Origin of the sequence: Streptomyces sp. NRRL WC-3742, assembly GCF_000720635.1 — a bacterium.
In the GTDB taxonomy this organism is placed as follows: Bacteria; Actinomycetota; Actinomycetes; order Streptomycetales; family Streptomycetaceae; genus Kitasatospora.
In genome coordinates this window covers 53,934-73,139 of the sequence record NZ_JOCF01000004.1, presented here as the reverse complement: position 1 = coordinate 73,139, position 19,206 = coordinate 53,934, and the positions used below count along the sequence as shown (strand labels likewise).

At 75.3% G+C, this 19,206-nt stretch carries 16 protein-coding genes; 9 read left to right on the top strand and 7 right to left on the bottom strand.

The annotated features are described in order from the left end of the window. Positions 1-97 precede the first annotated feature (97 nt). Complete coding sequence (locus IH61_RS40350) at positions 98-2,050, bottom strand: NAD-binding protein (RefSeq protein WP_037971572.1); 1,953 nt, start codon at positions 2,048-2,050, stop codon at positions 98-100. Positions 2,051-2,252: 202 nt separating this feature from the next. On the opposite strand from IH61_RS40350, the gene IH61_RS0103920 reads away from it, so the two are divergent. Continuing rightward, positions 2,253-2,852, top strand: coding sequence for an HdeD family acid-resistance protein (locus IH61_RS0103920; RefSeq protein ID WP_031064904.1), 600 nt, complete (start codon positions 2,253-2,255; stop codon positions 2,850-2,852). Positions 2,853-3,072: 220 nt separating this feature from the next. Here IH61_RS0103920 and IH61_RS42505 read toward each other — a convergent pair whose 3' ends face one another. Beyond that, the gene (locus IH61_RS42505; protein ID WP_051836234.1) at positions 3,073-4,515 is read right to left on the bottom strand and encodes a CoA transferase; all 1,443 of its coding nucleotides are present in this window, start codon (positions 4,513-4,515) and stop codon (positions 3,073-3,075) included. A 388-nt stretch (positions 4,516-4,903) separates the two neighbouring features. Between IH61_RS42505 and IH61_RS0103910 the strand changes: the two genes are divergently transcribed. Together IH61_RS0103910 and IH61_RS0103905 are read left to right on the top strand one after the other, a co-directional pair. After that, positions 4,904-5,608 carry an N-acyl homoserine lactonase family protein gene (locus IH61_RS0103910; RefSeq protein WP_031064899.1) on the top strand — a complete coding sequence of 235 codons (705 nt, stop codon included), beginning with the start codon at positions 4,904-4,906 and terminating at the stop codon, positions 5,606-5,608. A gap of 108 nt (positions 5,609-5,716) precedes the next feature. Next, positions 5,717-6,550: a hypothetical protein gene (locus tag IH61_RS0103905; RefSeq protein WP_158844631.1), complete on the top strand. Its 834-nt coding sequence runs from the start codon at positions 5,717-5,719 to the stop codon at positions 6,548-6,550. A gap of 255 nt (positions 6,551-6,805) precedes the next feature. On the opposite strand, the gene IH61_RS42500 is transcribed toward IH61_RS0103905, so the two are convergent. Continuing rightward, a complete protein-coding gene (locus IH61_RS42500; protein ID WP_051836195.1) occupies positions 6,806-7,060 on the bottom strand; it encodes a zf-HC2 domain-containing protein in 255 nt (84 codons plus the stop codon). A gap of 55 nt (positions 7,061-7,115) precedes the next feature. Here IH61_RS42500 and IH61_RS0103895 point away from each other — a divergent pair, with 55 nt between their 5' ends. From IH61_RS0103895 to IH61_RS0103880, 4 genes are all read left to right on the top strand, one after another. Continuing rightward, positions 7,116-7,685 (top strand): sigma-70 family RNA polymerase sigma factor, encoded by a 570-nt coding sequence (locus IH61_RS0103895; protein ID WP_031064891.1) that lies wholly within the window; start codon positions 7,116-7,118, stop codon positions 7,683-7,685. A 251-nt stretch (positions 7,686-7,936) separates the two neighbouring features. Further along, the gene (locus tag IH61_RS0103890; protein ID WP_078910809.1) at positions 7,937-9,298 is read left to right on the top strand and encodes an MFS transporter; all 1,362 of its coding nucleotides are present in this window, start codon (positions 7,937-7,939) and stop codon (positions 9,296-9,298) included. A 53-nt stretch (positions 9,299-9,351) separates the two neighbouring features. Next, positions 9,352-10,695: a cytochrome P450 family protein gene (locus IH61_RS0103885; RefSeq protein WP_051836194.1), complete on the top strand. Its 1,344-nt coding sequence runs from the start codon at positions 9,352-9,354 to the stop codon at positions 10,693-10,695. 142 nt (positions 10,696-10,837) lie between these two features. After that, a complete protein-coding gene (locus tag IH61_RS0103880; RefSeq protein WP_031064885.1) occupies positions 10,838-11,752 on the top strand; it encodes an L-tyrosine/L-tryptophan isonitrile synthase family protein in 915 nt (304 codons plus the stop codon). A gap of 130 nt (positions 11,753-11,882) precedes the next feature. On the opposite strand, the gene IH61_RS0103875 is transcribed toward IH61_RS0103880, so the two are convergent. The 3 genes from IH61_RS0103875 to IH61_RS0103865 are packed head-to-tail and all read right to left on the bottom strand — an operon-like array spanning position 11,883 to position 14,929. Beyond that, the gene (locus IH61_RS0103875) at positions 11,883-12,716 is read right to left on the bottom strand and encodes an ABC transporter ATP-binding protein (RefSeq protein ID WP_031064883.1); all 834 of its coding nucleotides are present in this window, start codon (positions 12,714-12,716) and stop codon (positions 11,883-11,885) included. After that, positions 12,713-13,801, bottom strand: coding sequence for a FecCD family ABC transporter permease (locus IH61_RS0103870; protein WP_031064880.1), 1,089 nt, complete (start codon positions 13,799-13,801; stop codon positions 12,713-12,715). The genes IH61_RS0103875 and IH61_RS0103870 overlap by 4 nt, the downstream gene beginning before the upstream one ends. A gap of 3 nt (positions 13,802-13,804) precedes the next feature. Then, positions 13,805-14,929: an ABC transporter substrate-binding protein gene (locus tag IH61_RS0103865; protein ID WP_078910807.1), complete on the bottom strand. Its 1,125-nt coding sequence runs from the start codon at positions 14,927-14,929 to the stop codon at positions 13,805-13,807. A 171-nt stretch (positions 14,930-15,100) separates the two neighbouring features. On the opposite strand from IH61_RS0103865, the gene IH61_RS0103860 reads away from it, so the two are divergent. Together IH61_RS0103860 and IH61_RS44150 are read left to right on the top strand one after the other, a co-directional pair. Then, positions 15,101-15,919, top strand: a complete 819-nt coding sequence (locus IH61_RS0103860) for a helical backbone metal receptor (protein ID WP_234327012.1) — start codon at positions 15,101-15,103, stop codon at positions 15,917-15,919. Between the two features lie 58 nt (positions 15,920-15,977). Beyond that, entirely contained in the window at positions 15,978-16,964 is a 987-nt protein-coding gene (locus IH61_RS44150) for a lytic transglycosylase domain-containing protein (protein ID WP_234327022.1), read from the top strand. 87 nt (positions 16,965-17,051) lie between these two features. Here the strand turns inward: IH61_RS44150 and IH61_RS49450 are convergent, their stop codons facing one another. Beyond that, on the bottom strand, positions 17,052-19,037 hold the full coding sequence (locus IH61_RS49450) for a hypothetical protein (RefSeq protein ID WP_031064869.1): 1,986 nt from the start codon (positions 19,035-19,037) through the stop codon (positions 17,052-17,054). Between the last annotated feature and the right edge of the window lie 169 nt (positions 19,038-19,206).

Here is a 19,206-nt window from a genome sequence, read left to right as displayed (position 1 = left end):
CGGACGGCGCACAGAGGACAGCGAACGGATCACAGATTTCAGATGGTGAAATCTGTGATCCGTTCGCTGTCGTTCGTTCGCTGTCAGCTGTCAGCTGTCACCCGTCGCTCGTCACCCGAGGAGGACCGTCGGCCTCCTCCACCAGCGCGGTGTTGATCCGCGCGAGCCCGCTGCGGGTGGCGGCGACCACGATCCGGTCACCCGGGCCGAGTCGGCGGGTGCGGTCGGCGAACTTCCAGTTCAGCCGGGGGTTGCGGGCGAAGCCGACGGCGATCACCCGCACGCCGCCCGGGTCCTCCAGGTCGTGCCGGTTCATGCCGATCAGCCCGCTGCCGTCCTCCACGGTCAGTTGGGCGACCAGCAGCGCGTGCCGGAACACCGAGAGCGTCCCGCGCACCTCACGTCCCATCAGGGCGGCGGCGAAGGCGGGAGCGGCCAGGTAGGAGACCGAGCGGGAGGCCGCGTCGTCCAGCGTGGCGTAGAAGTGCCGGGCGAAGTCGTCGTCGAACAGCCGCACCACGACCCGTACGGACGGGTTGCCGTGCCGGGCCTCCAGCGCCGCCTCGACGTTGGTGGCGTCGTCGCCGCTGACGGCGACCACCGCCCGGCTGTGCCGCAGCCGGGCCCGGCCCAGCTGGTCCTCGAACGGCCCGTCGCCCACCACGACCGGAAGGCCCAGCGACCGCAGGGCCGCGATGCCGCGCGCCTGGGGGTCGCGCTCCACGCCAACCACGGGAACCCCCAGCCCGTGCAGCTGTTCCGCGATGCGGGTGCCGAGGTTGCCGAGGCCCACGACGATCACGTGGTCGCGGGTGCCGGCCCCCGGGTTGCGCGGCAGTCCGCGCCGCTTCGAGCCGAGCACCTCGACCGCGATGGCGGTGGCGACCGGCGCGAAGGTGATCCCGCACAGCGTGATCACCACCTGGGCGATCCGCTGCGGGAGCCCGCCGGTGCCCGTCCCGTTGGCGACGTCGGTGAGCTGGTCGGGCTGGGCCGCGCCCGCCAGGTCGAGCAGCGAGACGTAGACCGTCCAGCCGAAGTCCCGGTTGAGGTACCAGAGCAGGCCGAAGGCCAGCATCACGGCGGCGAGGGCGATCAGCAGCACCACCCGCAGCCGGGCGCTGGTGAGGAAGCGCAGGGTGTCGAAGGCCCGCCACTTGACCCGCTGCACCCAGCTGATCGCCTCGCTCGGCTCCATCGGCAGCGCCTGGAGCGCGGCCACTCCGCCGGGGCTCTCCTCGCTCGCGACAGCGGCAGCGGCAGCGGCAGCCGCGTCGGCGTCGGCGTCGGCGCCGGTGTCGGTGCCGCCATCGGGTGCGGCTTCGGCAGCCGCCTCGGGCTCCTCCTCCGCGCGTGGAGACGGCACCCGTCCGGCGCCGCCGCCGGGGCGCCGGACCGGCCCGTCGTCCCCGAACTCGGTGGCCAGTTCCAGGAACTCCTTGAAGGCGCCCTGCTCCTCCGGCATGAGGCGGATCTTGCTGAGGTCCTGGCGGTCGATGTGGTCGGCGACCACGCAGATCCGGTCCGAGGTGATGGCCTCGTCGAAGGCGACGTAGAGGAACTGCCCCTCGATCTCGACCGAGTTGGGCCGCCCGAGCGCTGCGGCCGCGAAGGCCGGGGCGGCGGTGGCCGAACCGGAGAGCGCTGCGCCGTTCTTGAGGAGCCGTTCGATGTTCTCACCGAGGCGCTGGTTGAACATCCGCAGGACGATCCGCAGGTCCGGGTTGTGGCCCTGGGCGCTGAGCGCCGCGTGGATGTTCTCCTGGTCGCGGCCCTCGACGAGGGCCAGGCCCCGGGCGGTGGTGACGGAGACGGCGCGCAGCGCCTCCTCGGTGATGCTGGCGTACTCCACGACGGCCGAGACGCCCGGCAGTTGCGCGATCTGGGGCGCGTGGTCCCGGGTGCGGTCGGCGACGAGGACGACGACCGGGACTTCGTAGTGCTCGACGAGCTCCAGTACGAGGCGGTGGGCGAGGGCGTTGCCCCCGCACACGATGTAGTGCTGGCTGATCGGTTCGACCGGCGGGGTCCCCCACCCTGCGGATGTCATACCGGATGGTATCGATCGCCGGTGGATGGAACATGGCGTTCAGAAGACCTACCGCCCATCCGGAGCGATATGGCAGCACCTCCCGAGCGGCGCGACCCGGGTGCCGTCCCCCGGACGGAGCAGTCCGGCGGGCGGCCGGGCGGTGCCGCGATGAGGCTGGGTTTCGTCCTCTGTCCGCTCCCACCTCGAGGAGTTCGCCGCCGTGGTCTCTCCGATCGTCACGCCCGAAGGCACCCCGGTTCAGGGTCCGCTCGGGCGGCTCGCCAGGGCCGCCTGGCAGGTGCTGCTGGCCGCCGGGCTCGCCTCGCTCGCCCTGGGGGTCATCGTCTTCGCCTGGCCGCGGCAGACCCTGCTGGTGGTGGGTGTGCTGTTCGGCCTCTACCTGCTGGTGACCGGTGTCGTGCAGTTGGTCGCGGCGTTCGGCACCCACGCGAGCACGGCGCTGCGGGTGATGGCCTTCATCAGCGGCGCGATCTGCGTGATGCTGGGCCTGCTGTGCTTTCGCAGCGCCGTGCAGTCGCTGCTGCTGCTGGCGCTGTGGATCGGCATCGGGTGGCTGTTCCGGGGGATCACCCAGCTCGCCGCCGCGGCCTCCGACCCGATGATGCCGGCGCGCGGCTGGCAGGCGTTCGCGGGTGTGGCGAACACGCTGGCCGGTGTGCTGCTGATGGTCTGGCCGGTCGGTTCGATCGCCGCGCTGACCGTGCTGGCCGGGTGCTGGCTGCTGATCCTCGGGGTGGTGGAGATCGTGACGGCGCTTCAGGTGCGGGGCCGGGCCAAGCGGATCCCGTCCGGGGTCTGACGCGACGCCCTACCCGCGCGTGCCCGGGCCCTGGCCCCCTGACGAGAGGGGGTCAGGGCCCGGGCACGTACCCGAGGCGGCCCTGGACGTGGGTGGGGCAGTAGGCGTCGGCCGGGCCGGGGTGGCCTGCCGGAACCAGGTGAAGTCGGCGGCGTGGGCGGGCCGGGACGTCGTCGTACGGGCGACGCGGTCGGAGGCCGCCGACACCGCCCACCGGTTTTCAGCCCAGCCAGACGGCCTCGTCCTTACCCCAACGGGCGGGCGGACGCGACCAGTTGCGAGGGGCGCCCTCGTAGCCGATCGGCGGGAGGGCGTGGCGCAGCTTCCCGTACGCGGAGTCGGTGACGGTCAGCCAGGGCTGCGGGTCGTAGGGCCGGCCGTACGAGGCGCTCGGCTGTTCGGGGGCGATGCCGTGCAGCAGCCAGGAGGCGGTGCCGGCGAAGGAGTGGCGCAGGTGGCGGCCGCCGGGGCGTCCGGCGGCGCGGTCGGCGAGTGCGCGCAGGATGCCGGCGGCGGCGAGGTAGCCGGTGCCGTGGTCGAGGGCCTGGGCGGGCAGGGCGCCGGGGCGGCCGTCGGGGCCGGCCTCGTGGGCGGCGATGCCGACGCCGGCCTGGACGAGGCTGTCGAAGCCGCGTCGCCCGGCCCAGGGGCCGTTCCAGCCCCAGGCGTCGATCTGGGAGAGGATCAGGTCGGGGCGGCGGGCGAACAGCGCCTCGGGGGCGAGGCCGTGGGCGTCGAGGGAGCCGGGGCGGTAGGCGTTGACGACCACGTCGGCGGTGGCGAGGAGGTCCTCGAAGACGGCGCGGTCGGCGGGCTCGGCGAGGTCGAGGCGGGTGGAGCGCTTGCCGAAGCCGGTGTCGGCGTGGGCGTCGTCGGACTCGGGCAGCCGGGGCGAGTCGATCCGCAGGACGTCGGCGCCGAGGAGGGCGAGGGTGCGGGTGGCGACCGGTCCGGAGATGACCCGGGTGAGGTCGAGGACGCGGACCCCGGCGGCGGGGCGGTCGACGGGCGCGGCGCCGAGCGGTCGTACGGGTGCGGGGGCGAGGCTCGAGGCGGCGACGGGCAGGTGCTCGACCAGGGGGTGCCTGGCGGGGCTCACCGGCGCGACGGCCACGGCGAGCGCCCCCGCCGCGTACGCGCGCTCCTGCACGTCCTCGGCGCGCAGCCCGGCGAGGGTCTCGGCGAGGCGTTCGGGCCCGGTGTCGGAGGGCAGGCCGAGGACGTCGAGCAGCCGGGCGCGGTGGTGCGGGTAGTTGGCGTGGGTGCGGACCCAGCCGTCGAGGGTGCGCCAGAAGCCGGACAGCGGCGCGAATCCGACCGGGCTGCGGCCGTCGATCGTCAGGTGGCGCTCGCTGGTGAAGGAGGCGGCGACGGCGCCCTCGTCCACCCGGACCGCCGGGACGGGCCCCGCGCCGCGGCGGGCGGCGAGTTCGGCGGCGGCGAGGGAGCAGGCGGCCACCGTGGCCCGGGCGAGGCGGCGCAGCGGCAGGCCGGAGGGCAGGCCGCCCTGCGGGCCGTGGAAGCTCACCCGTCGCAGGAGGTCGGCCGGGCCTCCGAGGGCGGTCCAGACGTCGGCGGTCGGGCCGTCGAAGGCCGCGAGGGGGGCGGGGTCGGCCTGGTCGGTGGACGACGGATCGGTCGCGGGTGCGGAGGGTTCGATCATGGACGGCATTGTGCGCCTCGGGTCGGGCGGTCGCCGTAACGCCCGCCACAGGCGTGGGCGGCACGGTCGGAGCGGCACGGTCGGAGCGGCACGACCGGGGCGCCACGGCCGGGGCGGCGGGCGTCCGGCGGCGGCTGCGGTCCGGCCGTCAAGGTGGTCCGGGCCGACGAGGGCCTGACGGTCGACAGGTAGGGTGCGGACGCGGCCCCTGCGGGGGCGCGTCCACGGGGAGCGGGGGTACCCCGGGGCGGCCGGAGCGCGGTGGGGGCGCACGAACGTCACCCGCAACACCCCCGACCGTACGACGACGTGACGATGTGACGACATGACGGCATGGGGCGGGCATGAGCAGTGCCGTGCCGCCCGTGCCGGGCAACACGAACAGGGGATGACGCCGATGCACCCGATCCGCCGCCTCGACCTGGGCTACTTCGTCCGGCCGGCCATCGAAGTGGGCGGCCCGGAGCCCCGGGTGGAGCCGGTGCTCGCGTACCTGGTGCGGCGCCCCGAGGGCCTGCTGCTGTTCGACACGGGCATCGGCGCGGGCGAGCCGGAGACCGAGGCGCACTACCGGCCGTCCCGCCGTCCGCTGCCGGAGGCGCTGGCGGCGGCCGGGGTGGCGGTCTCCGACATCGACCTGGTGGTCAACTGCCACCTGCACTTCGACCACTGCGGCGCCAACCCGCTATTGGCCGGGACCCCGGTGGTGGTGCAGAGCACGGAACTGGCCGTCGCCCGGCGCGGCGGGTACACCATCGAGGCGCTGGTCGACTTCCCCGGCGCCGAGTACCGCGAGGTCGACGGCGAGGCGGAGATCTGGCCGGGCGTGCGGGTGCTGCCGACGCCCGGGCACTCCCAGGGCCACCAGTCGCTGCTGGTCGAGCGCTCGGGCGGACGCTCGGTGCTGCTGGCGGGTCAGGCGTACGACTTCGCGAGCGAGTACGGGCACGGGGTGCTGGCCCGGCGCGCGGCACTCGACGGGGTCGAGCCCCCGCTGCCCGGGTACCCGGCGTGGCTGGACCGGGTCGCGGAGGCGGCCCCGCGCTGGGTGCTGTTCGCGCACGACCAGGCGGTGTGGGAACCGGCGCACTGACGGCCGGGTCCCGGCAGCGGCGGCATGGTCTCACGGAGCGGAACCAGCCGGCACCGGAGGGTGCGGCGCGCAGCGGGCGGGGCGGGTGCGACGATGAGTGCCATCGTGATGACCGACCGAGTACGCCTGCTGCGCGCCGTGGTCTTCGCCGCGCTGTGCGTGGCGCTGGCCGCCGCCGCGCACGTCGCCATGGGCGGGGCCGGGGTCACGGCGCCGGTGCTGGCCGGTGCGGCCGGGGCCGTCCTCCTGCCGACCTGGCTGCTGGCCGGGAAGCGGCGGGGGCTCGCGGTGATCAGCGTCTGGATGGTCGTGGCGCAGAGCGCGCTGCACCTGCTCTTCCAGCGTGCCGGGTCCTCCGGCTCCGGCGGGAGCGGAGGCGGAGGCGGGGGCACCGACTGGGCCGCGCTTCTGCTGTGCAACCCCGACCGGCTGCCGGGCGGGCTCTCCCCCGTCGAGCTGGCACGGATGGCCGGGCTCGACCCCGGCGTCGCGCCGCCGGCCTCGGTGGCTCCGCACGGCGCTGCGGGGATGCACCACGCGATGGCGGGCATGCCGGGGCTGTCGGGCATGCCGGGGATGTCGGGGATGCGGCACGGGATGTCGTCGGCGCACGGCCTGTCGGGTGGTCCGTCGGGCGGCATGGCGCACGGCATGTCGGCGGGGATGCTCGCCGCCCACGTGGTGGCGGCGCTGGCCTGTGCGCTGCTGCTGTGGCGCGGGGACGCCGCGCTGGTGCGGCTCTTCGAGCTGTTCGGCGCGCTCGGTGCCGTGGTCGCGGGGGCGGTGGTGCTTCCGCTGCTGGCGCTGCGCCTGCGCCCGTTCGGCTACCGGCCGCCGACTGCGCCCCGGCCCGCCGACCGGTCGGTGCGGCCTGCGCGTTCGGTGCTGCTCACGCACGCCGTGGTCCGGCGCGGGCCGCCGGCGCTCGCCCTCGCCTGCTGACGCGCCCGCCGCCGCTCCTTCACCTCCGAGCCTTCACCCGTGGCGGGCAGGTCGCCCCGTCGCCCGGCCGCGCCGTTCCCGCGCCGCCGTGGTGACCGGGCCCGGGCTCCGCCGTCGGCCGTCCCTTCACGGGAGGCGCGGTGGCGCGTGCCCCTGGATGCCGACGGTGTCGCCGTGTGGCGGCGCCGCAGCCAGCCCTCCCCTCGGGACCTTCACATGTCTGACCATCACGGCGCACCGGCTCCGGCCGGCGCCCTACTTCTCCCTGCCTTCTTCTGCCGGCTCGTCGGCCAGCCGGGCCAGCAGTCCGGCCGTCCACCGCTCGTCCGGACCGTCGGCCGTGCCCGCAGCGGTGGCGGCCGTACGGACGCGCAGCCGCTCGGCCTCCTCCTGCCAGGTGCGACAGCCGGGGCAGCGCGCGAGGTGCTTGTCCAGCCGGGGCTCCGGCAGACCGGTCGGCTCGCCGTCGAGGCGAGCGGACAGGGCGGTACGGAACTGCGCGCATCTCATCTGACCATCGTCCCGCACGGCGGCCGCGTTCGGACCGGCCGGGTGGGAGGCGACCGTGGATGACGACCAGCTCACCGCGCTCGCGCTGAGCGCCCGTGGCGGGCGGGCCGCCGACGTCGAGGCGTTCGTCCGGGCCACCCAGCGGGACGTGTGGCGGTTCGTCGCCCACCTCACCGACGTCCAGTCCGCCGACGACCTCGCCCAGGAGACCTTCCTGCGCGCACTGCGCGGCCTGCCCTCGTTCGCGGGCCGCTCCTCGGCGCGCACCTGGCTGCTGTCGATCGCGCGGCGCACGGTGGTCGACCGCTACCGCACGGCGGCGGCCCGACCACGCCTCGCCGTGCTGCCGGACTGGCAGGAGGCGGCGGAGCGTCAGGGCGCGGGGGCCGCGCCGGCCGCCGGGTTCGAGGACGGGGTCGCCCTCGACGACCTGCTCGACCGGGTGCCCGCCCAGCGCCGGGAGGCGTTCGTGCTCACGCAGGTGCTCGGCCTCAGCTACGCGGAGGCCGCCGCCGTGGCCGGGTGCCCGGTCGGGACCGTCCGCTCCCGGGTGGCGCGGGCACGGGAGGAACTGGTCGCCCGGCTGCGCGCCGCCGAGCGCGGGGAGTTCGCGGCGGCCTGCTGAGCCGGGCTGCCGAACCGGGGTGCGGCGGACGGTCGGCGGCGGACGGATTTCAGCGAACAGATGACAGCTGATGCCAGCTGTCATCTGTTCGCTGTCATCTGAAAGGCGTTCGCTGACATCTGTTCGCCGTCGGCCCGGGCAGAAATCCGTCACCTGTTCGGAACCCGGGCCGCCCCTCCCCCGACTGCTGTACCGGACCCCGCCGCCGAGGCGGCGCCCAGGTCCGAAGCGGCATCCGAACGGAGGGCTCCATGACGGCTCCGCAGCATCCGATACCCACCGATCTGACGAACCGTCAGATCGCCCCCGAGCCGGACCGCTGGATCCTGGTCGTCGCCGCCGGCCTGCTCTCCTTCGTCGCGATGCTCGACATGAACGTGGTCAACCTCGCGCTCACCGACATCGCCACGGGCCTGCACGTCTCCGCCGGCCTCGCCCAGTGGGCCGCGCTCGGCTACCAACTCCCGCTCGTCGCCCTGCTGCTGCCCGCCGGGCGGTGGCTCGACCGGGTGGGCACCAGGCCCGCGCTGCTGCCGGCCGTGACCGGGTTCGCCGCGTGCAGCGCGCTCGCGGCGATCGCCCCCTGGGCCTGGTGGCTGATCGCCGCCCGGCTGGCCCAAGGGGCCTTCGCCGCCGTGCTGTTCGTCCTGATGCCGGTGCTCGCCGCCACCTCCGTCCGGCCCGAGCTGCGCGGCCGGGCGATGAGCGTGCCCGCGACCCTCGGGCCGCTCGGCGCCGTCACCGGGCCGGTCGTCGGCGGGCTGCTGCTCGACCACTTCGGCTGGCGGGCGGTCTTCCTCGTCAAGCTGCCCGTCTGCCTGGCCGCCGCCCTGATCGTCCACCGCCACGCCCCTGGGAACGGACGGCTGCGCGCGCCCGGGCGCGACTCGCTCGGCGACGCGGCGCTGATCGGCGCCGCCGTCGCCGCCGTACTGCTCGGCCTCACCCTCGCCCCGAGGGCGCCGCAGTGGCTGCTGCTCGCGCTGCCCGCCGCACCGCTGGTCCTCCTGTGGCTGCGCCGCCCCGGCGGGCGGCCGCTCGCGCAGCTGCTGCACACGGGCGGGACGGCCGCGACCGACGCCTCCGTACTCTGTCTCGCCGCCGGATTCGCCGCCTGCCACTACCTCCTGGCCCAGCAGCTGCGCGGCCCGCGTGGTGAGAGCGCGACCGCCACCGCGCTGACCATGCTGGCCTTCCCGCTCGGCATGGTGCTGGCCGGACGGGTCGGCGGGCGGCTGGCCGACCGCTGGGGCGCCCGACCGACGGCGCTCACCGGCGCCGCCGTCACCGCCCTCGGGCTGGCCCTGCTCGTGCCGCTGGACCCCGGCTGGGACGGCCCGCAGATCGCCTGGCGGCTCGCTCTGGCCGGCGCCGGGATGGGACTCAACGGCGGCCCCACCCAGGCGCTGGCGATGTCCGCCGCGCCGCCGGGGCGCCTGGCCACCGCCGGTTCCGCCGTCCAGCTGTGCCGCAGCCTCGGGTTCGCCCTCGGCCCCGCCCTCGCCACGGCGACGGCGGCGGCCGCCACCGCCCGTACGGGCCTGGCCCTCGCCGCCCTGCTCGCCGCCACGGCCGTCGCGCTGCTCGCCCGGCGCCCGCCCCTGACCACCTGACCACCTGACCACCTGACCCGCCCCGACCCCCCGCGTACCGGAGGAGCACCCCCATGCACGACCATCCCGCCCAGGCCCCGCGCTGCCCGTACACCGGCGGCGGCGCCGATCCCGTGCCGCTGTACGGTGCGGAGTACAAGCGCGACCCGTACCCGCTCTACCGGCGGCTGCGCGAGGCCGGTCCCGTGCACCGGGTGGAGTTCCCCAGCGGCATCCACGCCTGGCTGGTCACCGGCCACCAGGCCGCCCACGCGGCCCTCAACGACCCGCGCCTGGGCAAGAACCACGCGCTGGGGAACGCGAACTGGCGCGCGCTGGCGTCGATCATGCCCGAGCCGCAGCACTCCGAACTGCAGGTCCACCTCCTGCACCAGGACCCGCCCAAGCACACGTCCATGCGCCGCCTCGTGCTGGACGCCTTCGCCCCGCGCCGGGTGGAGGCCCTGCGACCGCGACTGCAGCGTCTCGCGGACGAGCTGGTGGACGCCCTGCCCGCCGACGGCGGCGCCGACCTGGTCGCCGGGTTCGCCGCCCACTACCCCTTCCGGGTGCTCGCCGAAGTCATCGGCCTGCCCGCCGGGTTGGCGGCGCGCTTCGACCGCGACTGGGGCAAGGTCGTCCAGCCGGTCGGCCCGAACGACCCCGCCCGGCCCGCGTACGAGGCGCGGCTGCGGGGCCTTCAGACGTACATCGCCGAGGTGGTCGCCCGCAAGCGCGCCGACCGCATCGACCGCGCCGACCGCGCCGAACCCGGCTGGACGGCCGGTGAGGACCTGCTCGGCCGACTCGTCGAGGCCCACGACGAAGGCGAGTTGAGCCGCGCCGAGCTCGACTCGATGGTCTTCCAGCTGCTGGTCGCGGGCCAGGAGCCGGTCACCAACCAGATCACCACCATGCTGGTCACTTTGCTGCGCCACCCCGCCCAACTCGCGAGCCTGCGCCAGCGGTTGGAAAACGGGCCGGACGGCGGCGACGGCGCGCTCGCCCGGGCGGTGGAGGAACTGCTGCGCCACGACGCCGCGTTCGAGCTCACCACCTGGCGGTTCTTCGCCGAGGACTCCGACCTGTTCGGCACCACCGTCCCCGCCGGGGACTCGGTGATCGTCTCGCTCTGCGCCGCCAACCGCGACGAGACCCGGTTCCCCGACGCCGACCGGCTCGACCTCGACCGCACCCCCAACGCCCATCTGGCCTTCGGCCACGGCATCCACTACTGCCCGGGCGCGGCCCTCGCCCGGGCCGAACTCCAGATCGCCGTCGCCACCCTGCTCACCCGCCTGCCCGGCTTGCGCCCCTCGGCCGAACCCGGCGACGGGCTGGACGACCTCACCTGGATCCCCGCCGTCCTGGCGCGGGGTGTCGACCGGCTCCCCGTCGCGTACGACCGGCGCCGCTGACGCCGACAGCCCCCTCCCGTAAAGACCATCCCGAAGGACCCCACACACCATGCCCCTCGCCACCGCCCCGACCCCCCCGGCCCCGACCCGCCCCGACGCGATCCCCGCCCGCCCCGACCCCGCCGACCGCCCCGACGAGCCGATGCGCCTCGCCGCCCGCGTCCTCGCCCTGCTGCTGCCCCACCGGCGCGCCAGTGACCCCGGGGCGCAGGCCCGTCCCGAGCACTTCCCGCTGCAGCTCGCGCGGATCGCCGCCTTCGTCCGCGCCGGCGAGCCGATCCTCCTCACCCTGCCCGGCTTCCCCTGCAAGTCCCCCAACCCGGCCAAGGTCCTGGGCCACCTGCCCGACGAGGGCGAGCGCCTCTCGCTGACCTTCCTCGACGGGCTCTGCGCCGCGATCGGCCGCCTCCACTCCCCCGGCGCCCGGCTGCTGATCTGCTCGGACGGCCACGTCTTCGGCGACCTGATCGGCGTCCCGGACGACCACATCGACGCCTACTCCGACGAGTTGGCCGCCATGATCCGCCGCGAGGGGCTCGGCCACCTGGCCACCTTCGACCTGCGCGAGGTCCTCGGCGACCTCCCCCACGAGGACAAGCGCGCCCGGGTGCACGCCCGTTACGCCCCGAGCCTGGAGCGGCTGCGCGAGCAGGTGGTGGGCGACGAGGAGACCAGGCGGCTCTACCTCGGCATCACCCGCTTCCTGGTCGAGGACACCGCCGGCTTCACCGGCACCCGCTCCGCCCTGCAGCGCGACTGCCGCCGCCGCGCCTACGGGGTGATCCAACGCAGCCGCGCCTGGGGCGAGTTGATCGCCGAGCGGCACCCGGGCGCCGTACGGCTGTCGATCCACCCGCAGCCGGTGGGCGCCCCGAAGTTCGGCATCCGCCTGCTCGCGGCGGCCGACGCCTGGACCACCCCGTGGCACTCGTCCGCCCTGCACCGCCCGGACGACAGCTGGGAGTTGCTGCGCAGTGAGACTGCGGCCCGACTCGGCCGCCCGGTACTGCGCGAGGGACGGCCGAGCCACTTCGAGGCGCTCCGAACTGAATTCTGAACTAAATCCTGAGCTGAGTTCCGAGCTGAGTTCCGAGCCGAGCTCTGAGTCGAATACGGCCACACGAAAGGGGCGCCGGGCGAACGAGAACCGTTCACCCGCCGCCCCACCGGAACCAGAACCGAGCCCGTCAGAGCGCGACGCCGCCGCACTGCCGCACCGGAGCGGTGGCCGGGTCGGTGGCCGGAGCGGTGGCCGGGGTGCGGTGGTCGAAGGCGATCAACGGGTCACCGGTGAGCGGGTGTTCGACCACGGCCGCCCGGACGCCGAAGACCTCGGCGAGCAGCTCCGCCGTCAGGACCTCGCGCGGCGCCCCGGAGGCGACCAGCGCCCCCTCGTGCAGCACGTGGAGCCGGTCGCAGACGGAGGCGGCCGCGTTGAGGTCGTGCAGGGCGACCAGGGTGGTGCGGCGCTGCTGCCGCAGCAGGGCGAGGAGTTCGACCTGGTGGCGGACGTCGAGGTGGTTGGTCGGCTCGTCCAGGACGAGCACGTCCGGCTGCTGGGCGAGGGCCCGGGCGAGCAGGGCCCGTTGCCGTTCACCGCCGGAGAGCCGGGCGAAGCGGCGGTCGGCGGCCGCCGTCAGGCCGACGCGTTCCAGTGCCTCGGCGGTGACGGCGCGGTCCTCGGCGTCGTCGGCGGCGAAGGCGCCCTTGTAAGGGGTGCGTCCCATCGCGACGACCTCGCGCACGCTCAACTCGAAGTCCCCGCCGCGTTCCTGTGGCAGTGCGGCGATGTGCCGGGCGGACTGCGCGGGGCGCAGCCCGGCGAGGTCGCGCCCGTCGAGCAGGACGCGTCCGGCGCTGGGCCGCAGGTGCCGGTAGACGGTGCGCAGCAGGCTGGACTTGCCGCTGCCGTTGGGTCCGACGAGTCCGGCGATCTCGCCCTCCTCGGCGACGAGGTGCACTCCGGCGACGACCCGGCGTCCGGCCAGGGTGACGCTCAGGTCCTCGAGGGCGATCCTCACGCGCGCTCCAGTCGTCGGTCGAGCAGGTAGAGCAGGGTGGGGGCGCCGAGGACGGCGGTGACGACGCCGATGGGCAGTTCCTGGCCGTCGAGGACGGTGCGGGCGGCCGTGTCGACGACGACGAGCAGGAGGGCGCCGGTGAGGGCGGACAGGGGCAGCAGGCGCCGGTGGTCGCCGCCGACGAGCAGCCGGCACACGTGCGGCACCATCAGGCCGACGAAGCCGATCGCTCCGGAGACGGCGACGAGTACACCGGTGAGGACGCTGGTGACGACGAAGACCTCGCGGCGCAGCCGGGTGACGTCCACGCCGAGTCCGGCGGCGGTCTCGTCGCCCATGAGGGCGGCGTTGAGGCCCCGGGCGCGGGCCTGGAGGAGGCCGAGACCGAGTGCCACCGCGACGGCGGGGACGGCGAGTTGGGCCCAGACGGCGCCGCCGAGGCTGCCCATGAGCCAGAACAGGACGCCTCTGGTCTGCTGTTCGTCGCGGGTCTGGAGGACGAGGTAGCTGGTGAGGCCGCCGAGGAACTGGGCGATGCCGATGCCCGCGAGGACCAGGCGCAGCGGGTTGAAGCCTCCGCCGCGCCGGGCGACCAGCCAGACGAGGGTGAACGCGCCGAGGGCGCCGGCGAAGGCGGCGAGGGAGACGGTGAGGCCGAGGGCGCTGCCGAAGGAGAGTTGCAGGCCGAGGGTGGTGCCGAGGACGATCGCGGCGACGGCGCCGAGGGAGGCGCCGGAGGAGACGCCGAGGAGGTAGGGGTCGGCGAGCGGGTTGCGGACGAGGGCCTGGACGGCGGTGCCGACGAGGCCGAGTCCGGCGCCGACGAGGGCGGCCAACAGGGCGCGGGGTACGCGCAGTTGCCAGACGATGAGGTCGCGGGTGCCGGGTTCGGGGGCCTGTCCGGTGAGGCGGCGGGCGATGACGGACCACACCTCGGCGGGCGGGATGTCGACGGCGCCGAGGCTGACGGCGGCGGTGAGGGCGAGCGTCAGGGCGGCGGCGAGGGCGAGGGCCAGCGGCCCGGCCCGCAGGGTGCGGGCCGGGCGGGCGGTGTCCCGCGCCGACGGGACGGTGGTCGAAGTCACCTTCTACTGACCGCTCTTGACGAGGTCGGGGTGCAGGGCGGCGGCGATCTGCCGGACGGCGTCGGCGTTGCGCACGCCCGCGATGGTGGTGGCCTCGGAGCCGAGCCGGATGAAGTGGCCCTGCTGGACGGCCTTGAGCCCCTGGGTGGCGGGGAAGCCGCGCAGGAACGCCTCGGCCTCGTCGTACGCCTTGCGGGTGGCCTCCTCGCTGCCCCGGTTGCGGACGGCGAGCTGTATCCAGTCCGGGTTCTTGGCGACGACGTCCTCCCAGCTGCCGGGCTTGAAGTCGGCGTCGCAGTCGGCGAACACGTTGCGCGCGCCGGCGAGGGTGATGACCGCGTTGGCGACCTGGCGCCCGCAGACCGTGACGGGCTGCTTGGTGCCGCCGTCGAAGTCGAAGAGGAAGTAGCTGGGCCGCTGCTCCGCGGGCACCCCGGCGAGCGCGCTGCGGACCTCGCCGGTGCGCCGTTCCATGCCGGTGACGAGTTCCTCGGCGCGGGCGGAGGTGCCGGTGACGGCGCCGAGGCGGCGGATGTCCTCCTCGACGCCGGAGAGGTCGGTGCGGGGCCCCTTGGCGGCCTTCGGGGTGCCGGCGCAGGCGGTGGAGAGCAGGTAGACGTGCTGGATGCCGGCCGCCGCGTACTCCTCCTCGCTGGGCCCGGCGGCGCCGCCCATCATCGGCATGGCGCCGAAGGTGTCGACGTAGAGGTCGGCGCCGGAGCCGAGCAGCTTCTCCTTGGGGATGGCCTTGTCGCCCAACACCGGGACCTTGGCGCCCTGTTCGGCGACCTCGGCGGGCAGGGTGCCCTTGCCGGGCGGGAAGCCGGTGCCGATCACCCGGTCGCCGGCGCCGAGGCGCAGCAGCATCTCGAGGCTGGAGGCGTTGCTGGTGACGATCCTCGTCGGCGCCTTGGCGACGGTCGTCTCCTTGCCCGCGCAGTCGGCGACCTTGACGGGGAAGCCGTCGGCGACGGCGGTGATGCTCGCGCCCGACCCGGCGCTGCCGCCGCTCGCGCCGCCGCCGCCCGCGCAAGCGGTGGCGAGCAGGGCGACGGCGGCCGCCAGGCCGGAGGCGACCGCCTGACGGGTGCTCGGACGGGTAAGTGGGCGGCGAACGCGGGGGCGCATGGCGGCTCTCCTGGTCGGTGTCGGTACGGGGCCCGTGCTGCGGGCCCGGACCAGGTAGTCGGGCGCGGGGGCGGGCGGGTTCCCGGAGATCCTCCGGCTTTCCCGGGCTTCCCAGGGCTTCCCAGGCGTCCCGGGCTCTCCCGGTGGGCCGTGCGCGCATAGGGTGGCCGGATGGCCGACCCCACCGTGCTGCGCGACGACCTCGACCTGCCCGTTCCGCTCGGGCCGCGCCCGCCGCGCCGGGTGGTCTCGCTGGTCCCCTCCCTGACCGAGGCGCTCGCCGCCACCGCCCCCGGCCTGCTGGTCGGCGCCACGAACTGGTGCAGTCACCCCGCCGACCTGGCCGTGGCCCGGATCGGCGGAACGAAGAACCCGGACGTGCCAGCGATCCTCGCCCTCGAGCCCGACCTCGTCCTCGCCAACGACGAGGAGAACCGCCGCCCGGACCTGGAGGCGCTGCGCGCGGCCGGGGTGCCGGTCTGGGTCACCGATGTGCGCACCCTGGACGGCGCGTTCCGCTCGCTGGACCGGATGCTGACCCTCGCCTGCGCCCAGCCGCGCCCGTCCTGGCTCGACGAGGCCGAGGCGTCGTGGCGGCGGATCGTCCCCGTGCCGCGGGCCCTGCGGACCGTCGTGCCGATCTGGCGCCGCCCGTGGATGGTGATCGGCCGCGACACCTTCGCCGGTGACCTGCTGCGCCGCCTGGGCCTGCACCTGGTCCACGCGGACCACGCCGAGCGCTACCCGACCATTGCGCTGCCGCAACTGAAGCTGGACGGGCCGGAGTTGGTGGTGCTGCCGGACGAGCCGTACCGCTTCACCGCCGAGGACGGGCCGGAGGCGTTCCCCGGGACGCCGGTCGCGCTGGTCAGCGGGCGGCACCTGACCTGGTACGGGCCGTCCCTGGTGTCCGCTCCCGAGGTGCTGGCCCGGGCGATCGCGAGGGCGACCGGCCACCCGTTCGCACGGGACGGTTCGGGCACATCGTAGGATGACCGCCATTCACCGGGCCCGCCGGTGGACGAGTGGGGGGAACGCGCAGTTGAACGTGAACACGAGCACCACCGCCAGACGAGCTCTCGTCCTGGTGTCGGCCGTGGCCGTGTCGACGGCCGTCCTGACCGGCTGTGGCAGCAAGGGTTCGGACACCCACCAGGACGCCGCGGCCAGCACCACCACCGCCGCCGGGACGCCCTCGCCGACCGCCAGCCCGAGCGCGACGGCGAGCGCCACCGCCTCGGCCACGCCGAGCGCCACGCCCACCCCGAGCGCGAGCACCAGCACCTCCGCGAAGGCCGGCGCGAGCGCCCAGCCCGGCAACGCCAAGCCGGGCGGCCCGGCCACCCAGCCGCCCGTCGCCAAGCCCGCCATCGCGGCGCCCGTCCCGGTCGCCAAGCCCGGCCCGGTCGCGCCCCCGCCGCCGCCCGCACCGGCCACCCCGCACGTGCCGCCGCTGCAGAGCAGCTGCAAGCCCAGCCACCCGCAGCCCGACGAGCCGAAGGAGGCCGTGGGGGCGGCACTCACCTCGGCCGCCGGACAGTCCCGCACGCTCAACCTCAGCAACGGCGGCACCGACAAGCTCCCGCCGCTGCCCACCAACCTCGTCAAGGCCATCGCCTGGCAGGAGAGCGGCTGGCAGTCCGGCATCCTCGCCTGCGACGGCGGGATCGGCACGATGCAGATCATGCCGAACACCGTCGACTGGATGAACACCAAGTTCGCGACGAAGTCCGACCCGAAGACGCTCTCCGGGAACGTCCAGCTCGGCAGCCAACTGCTGGACTGGCTGGTCGCCTACTACGGCGACTCCTCCTTCGGCGGCACGTACGACCTCTCCGCCGACGCGTCCGGCAAGACGCCGCTGCTCGACCTGGTCATCTCCGCGTACAACGCGGGCGCGGGGAACGTGCACTACAACACGGTGACCGACCCGACCTCGGGCCAGGTCGTCGGCAGCCTGGTCATCCCGAACCCGTCGTACGTGGCCAACGTGAAGGCGCTGATGTCCAGCCAGCCCTGGAACAAGGCCGGCTGAGGCAGCCACCACGCTCGAATGCGACGGGGCCCGGGACGCGATGATCGCGTCCCGGGCCCCTCGGCGTCGCTGCCGCCCGGACTGCCGTCAGCCGCGCGCGGCGGTGACGGCGGCGCCCAGCGCCTCCTTGATGCGCGGGCCCAGGCGGGCGAAGCCCAGCTCCTTCATGCCGGCGCGCAGAAGCTCCTCGTCGGTGCGCTCGACGCCGTCGCCGTCGATCCAGCGGACGATGGCGAGCAGTTCCTCGGCGGAGTAGGCGGTCACGGGGCGACCGGGGGTGAAGTCCGGCTTCGCGGACCGGGCACCGGCATCCTCGGCGGGCGTCGCCTCGGTGGCGGGGGCTTCCTCGACGGCCTCGGCCTCGACCTCAGCAGCCTCCTCGACGGGGGCCTCGACCTCCTCGGCCACCGGCTCGGCCTCAACCACCGGCTCCGGCGCGGCAGTCGGCTCCTCGACCTCAACAGCGGCCTCGGGCTGGGCAGTCGGCTCCTCGACGGCCTCCGGCTCCACCTCGGTCCCGGCGGCCTCCAGCTCGGTCTCGACGGCGGCGGGCGCCTCCGGCTCCTCCGTCACGACCTCGGCAACGGCCTCGACCTCGACGGCCTCGGGCTCGGTCTCGACCTCAGCCTCGGGCTCGATCTCGACCGGAGCGGCGGGCTCCTCGTCCACCACAACGGTCTCCGCCGTGGCGGCGGTGACGGCGGCGGCCACCAGGTCGTCGGCTGCCGGGGACGGCGCCGGGAGGGAGACCGAAGCGGCCGGGGTCTCCTCGATCTCGATCTCGGTCTCGGTCTCGATCTCCGCGAGCGGCTCGTCGTCGACGGCGTCCGTCTCCTCGGTCGCGGTCGCCTCAGGCTCACGCTCAGCCTCGACGGTGTCGACGGCCTCAGCCTCGGGCTCCGCCGGAGTCTTCTCCGTCAGCTCGGCGTCAGCCTCCGCCTCGACGTCAACGTCGGCGGCGGCGACATCGGCCTCGGCCTCGGCCTCGACCACCGTCTCAGCCTCAGCCTGCCCGTCCCGCTGCCCACCCGCGAGCGCCTGCCGCGCGGCGGCCTCCGCGTCAGCCGCGGCCTCGACCTCGGCCTCGACCTCCGCCTCGACCACCGGCTCAGCCTCCGCCAGCCCGTCGCGCTGCCCACCCGCGAGCGCCTGCCGCGCCGCGTACGCGGCTTCGGCGGCGCGGCGGTCGGCGCGGGCGGCGGTGAGTTCGGCGAGGAGGTCGCCGAGGCCCGCCTCCTCCAGGGTGGCGCGCAGGCCCCGGATGGTGGGCAGGCGGTAGAGGGTGCCCTCGTCGGCGGCCAGGCGCTCGACGAGCTCGATGAGGTCGGCGAAGGCGATCCCGTCGAGGTCGTGGCCGGGCAGGAGGCGGGCGAGTTCGGCGATGCCCGCGCCGAGGGCCTCGAACGCCTGGGCCGTGGTGTCGACCAGGGCGCCGTCCGCGGGCACCGCGGGGAGGGTGCCTGCGGGGGCGAGGAGGGCCCAGGCGCGGCGCTCGACGAGCGCGGAGGCGAGGGCCTCGTGCAGGTCCTCGCGGCGGATGCGGCGGTCGTGGGCGAGGGCGGCGGCCTGCTTGCGCAGCGAACGGCCGCGCAGCCAGGAGAGCTTGACGTCCCGCTCCTTGCGCCAGGCGCTGTCGGCGGTGGCGGCGACGAGGGGGCCCAGGTCGGTGTCGTACGCGGCGGGGGTGAGGGTGGCGGAGGTGGTGCGCACCCGCTGGAGGGTCTCGACGAGGGCCGCGGTCGTGGCGACGGTGGCCGGCTCGTCGATCTTGACCTCGGCGACGAGGGCGGTGACGGTCTCCCAGAGCTGCTGGAGGTCACGGCCGCGCAGTTCGGCGAGGACGGTGGAGGCGGCGCGGGCGTCCTCGGGGGTGGCGACGGTGTCGACGGCCGCGTACCAGGCGTGGGTGTCGGCGCTGAGCGTGAAGGCTCCGAGTTCGGCGTAGCGACCGAGGTCCTCGCGGAGGTCGGGCTCGGCGGCGTCCTGGGAGTCCTTGACGTCTGCGGCGGCGTCGGCGGCGGCGACGTCCGCCGGGTCGGCGGCGTCGGCGTTGCGCGAGTGAAGCACTGTCATGTGAGGTCCGGTTCTGGGCGACGACGGCGGGGCTGGCGGCGAGGGGGCGGCGGACCGTTCGCGCGGGCTGCCCCTGGGCGGGGCCGGGGGGTGCGCGGTCGGGCCGCCGGGTGTGGACGCCCAGAATACGGGTGCCCGTTCGAGCCTTGCACGCACCCACCCGCCATGG

Bases quoted from the DNA above. Each gene is read 5' to 3' on its own strand.
- IH61_RS40350 (WP_037971572.1), bottom strand. From the start codon at position 2,050: ATGACATCCGCAGGGTGGGGGACCCCGCCGGTCGAACCGATCAGCCAG.
- IH61_RS42505 (WP_051836234.1), bottom strand. From the start codon at position 4,515: ATGATCGAACCCTCCGCACCCGCGACCGATCCGTCGTCCACCGACCAG.
- IH61_RS0103910 (WP_031064899.1), top strand. From the start codon at position 4,904: ATGACGCCGATGCACCCGATCCGCCGCCTCGACCTGGGCTACTTCGTC.
- IH61_RS0103905 (WP_158844631.1), top strand. From the start codon at position 5,717: ATGACCGACCGAGTACGCCTGCTGCGCGCCGTGGTCTTCGCCGCGCTG.
- IH61_RS42500 (WP_051836195.1), bottom strand. From the start codon at position 7,060: ATGAGATGCGCGCAGTTCCGTACCGCCCTGTCCGCTCGCCTCGACGGC.
- IH61_RS0103890 (WP_078910809.1), top strand. From the start codon at position 7,937: ATGACGGCTCCGCAGCATCCGATACCCACCGATCTGACGAACCGTCAG.
- IH61_RS0103885 (WP_051836194.1), top strand. From the start codon at position 9,352: ATGCACGACCATCCCGCCCAGGCCCCGCGCTGCCCGTACACCGGCGGC.
- IH61_RS0103880 (WP_031064885.1), top strand. From the start codon at position 10,838: ATGCGCCTCGCCGCCCGCGTCCTCGCCCTGCTGCTGCCCCACCGGCGC.
- IH61_RS0103865 (WP_078910807.1), bottom strand. From the start codon at position 14,929: ATGCGCCCCCGCGTTCGCCGCCCACTTACCCGTCCGAGCACCCGTCAG.
- IH61_RS0103860 (WP_234327012.1), top strand. From the start codon at position 15,101: ATGGCCGACCCCACCGTGCTGCGCGACGACCTCGACCTGCCCGTTCCG.
- IH61_RS49450 (WP_031064869.1), bottom strand. From the start codon at position 19,037: ATGACAGTGCTTCACTCGCGCAACGCCGACGCCGCCGACCCGGCGGAC.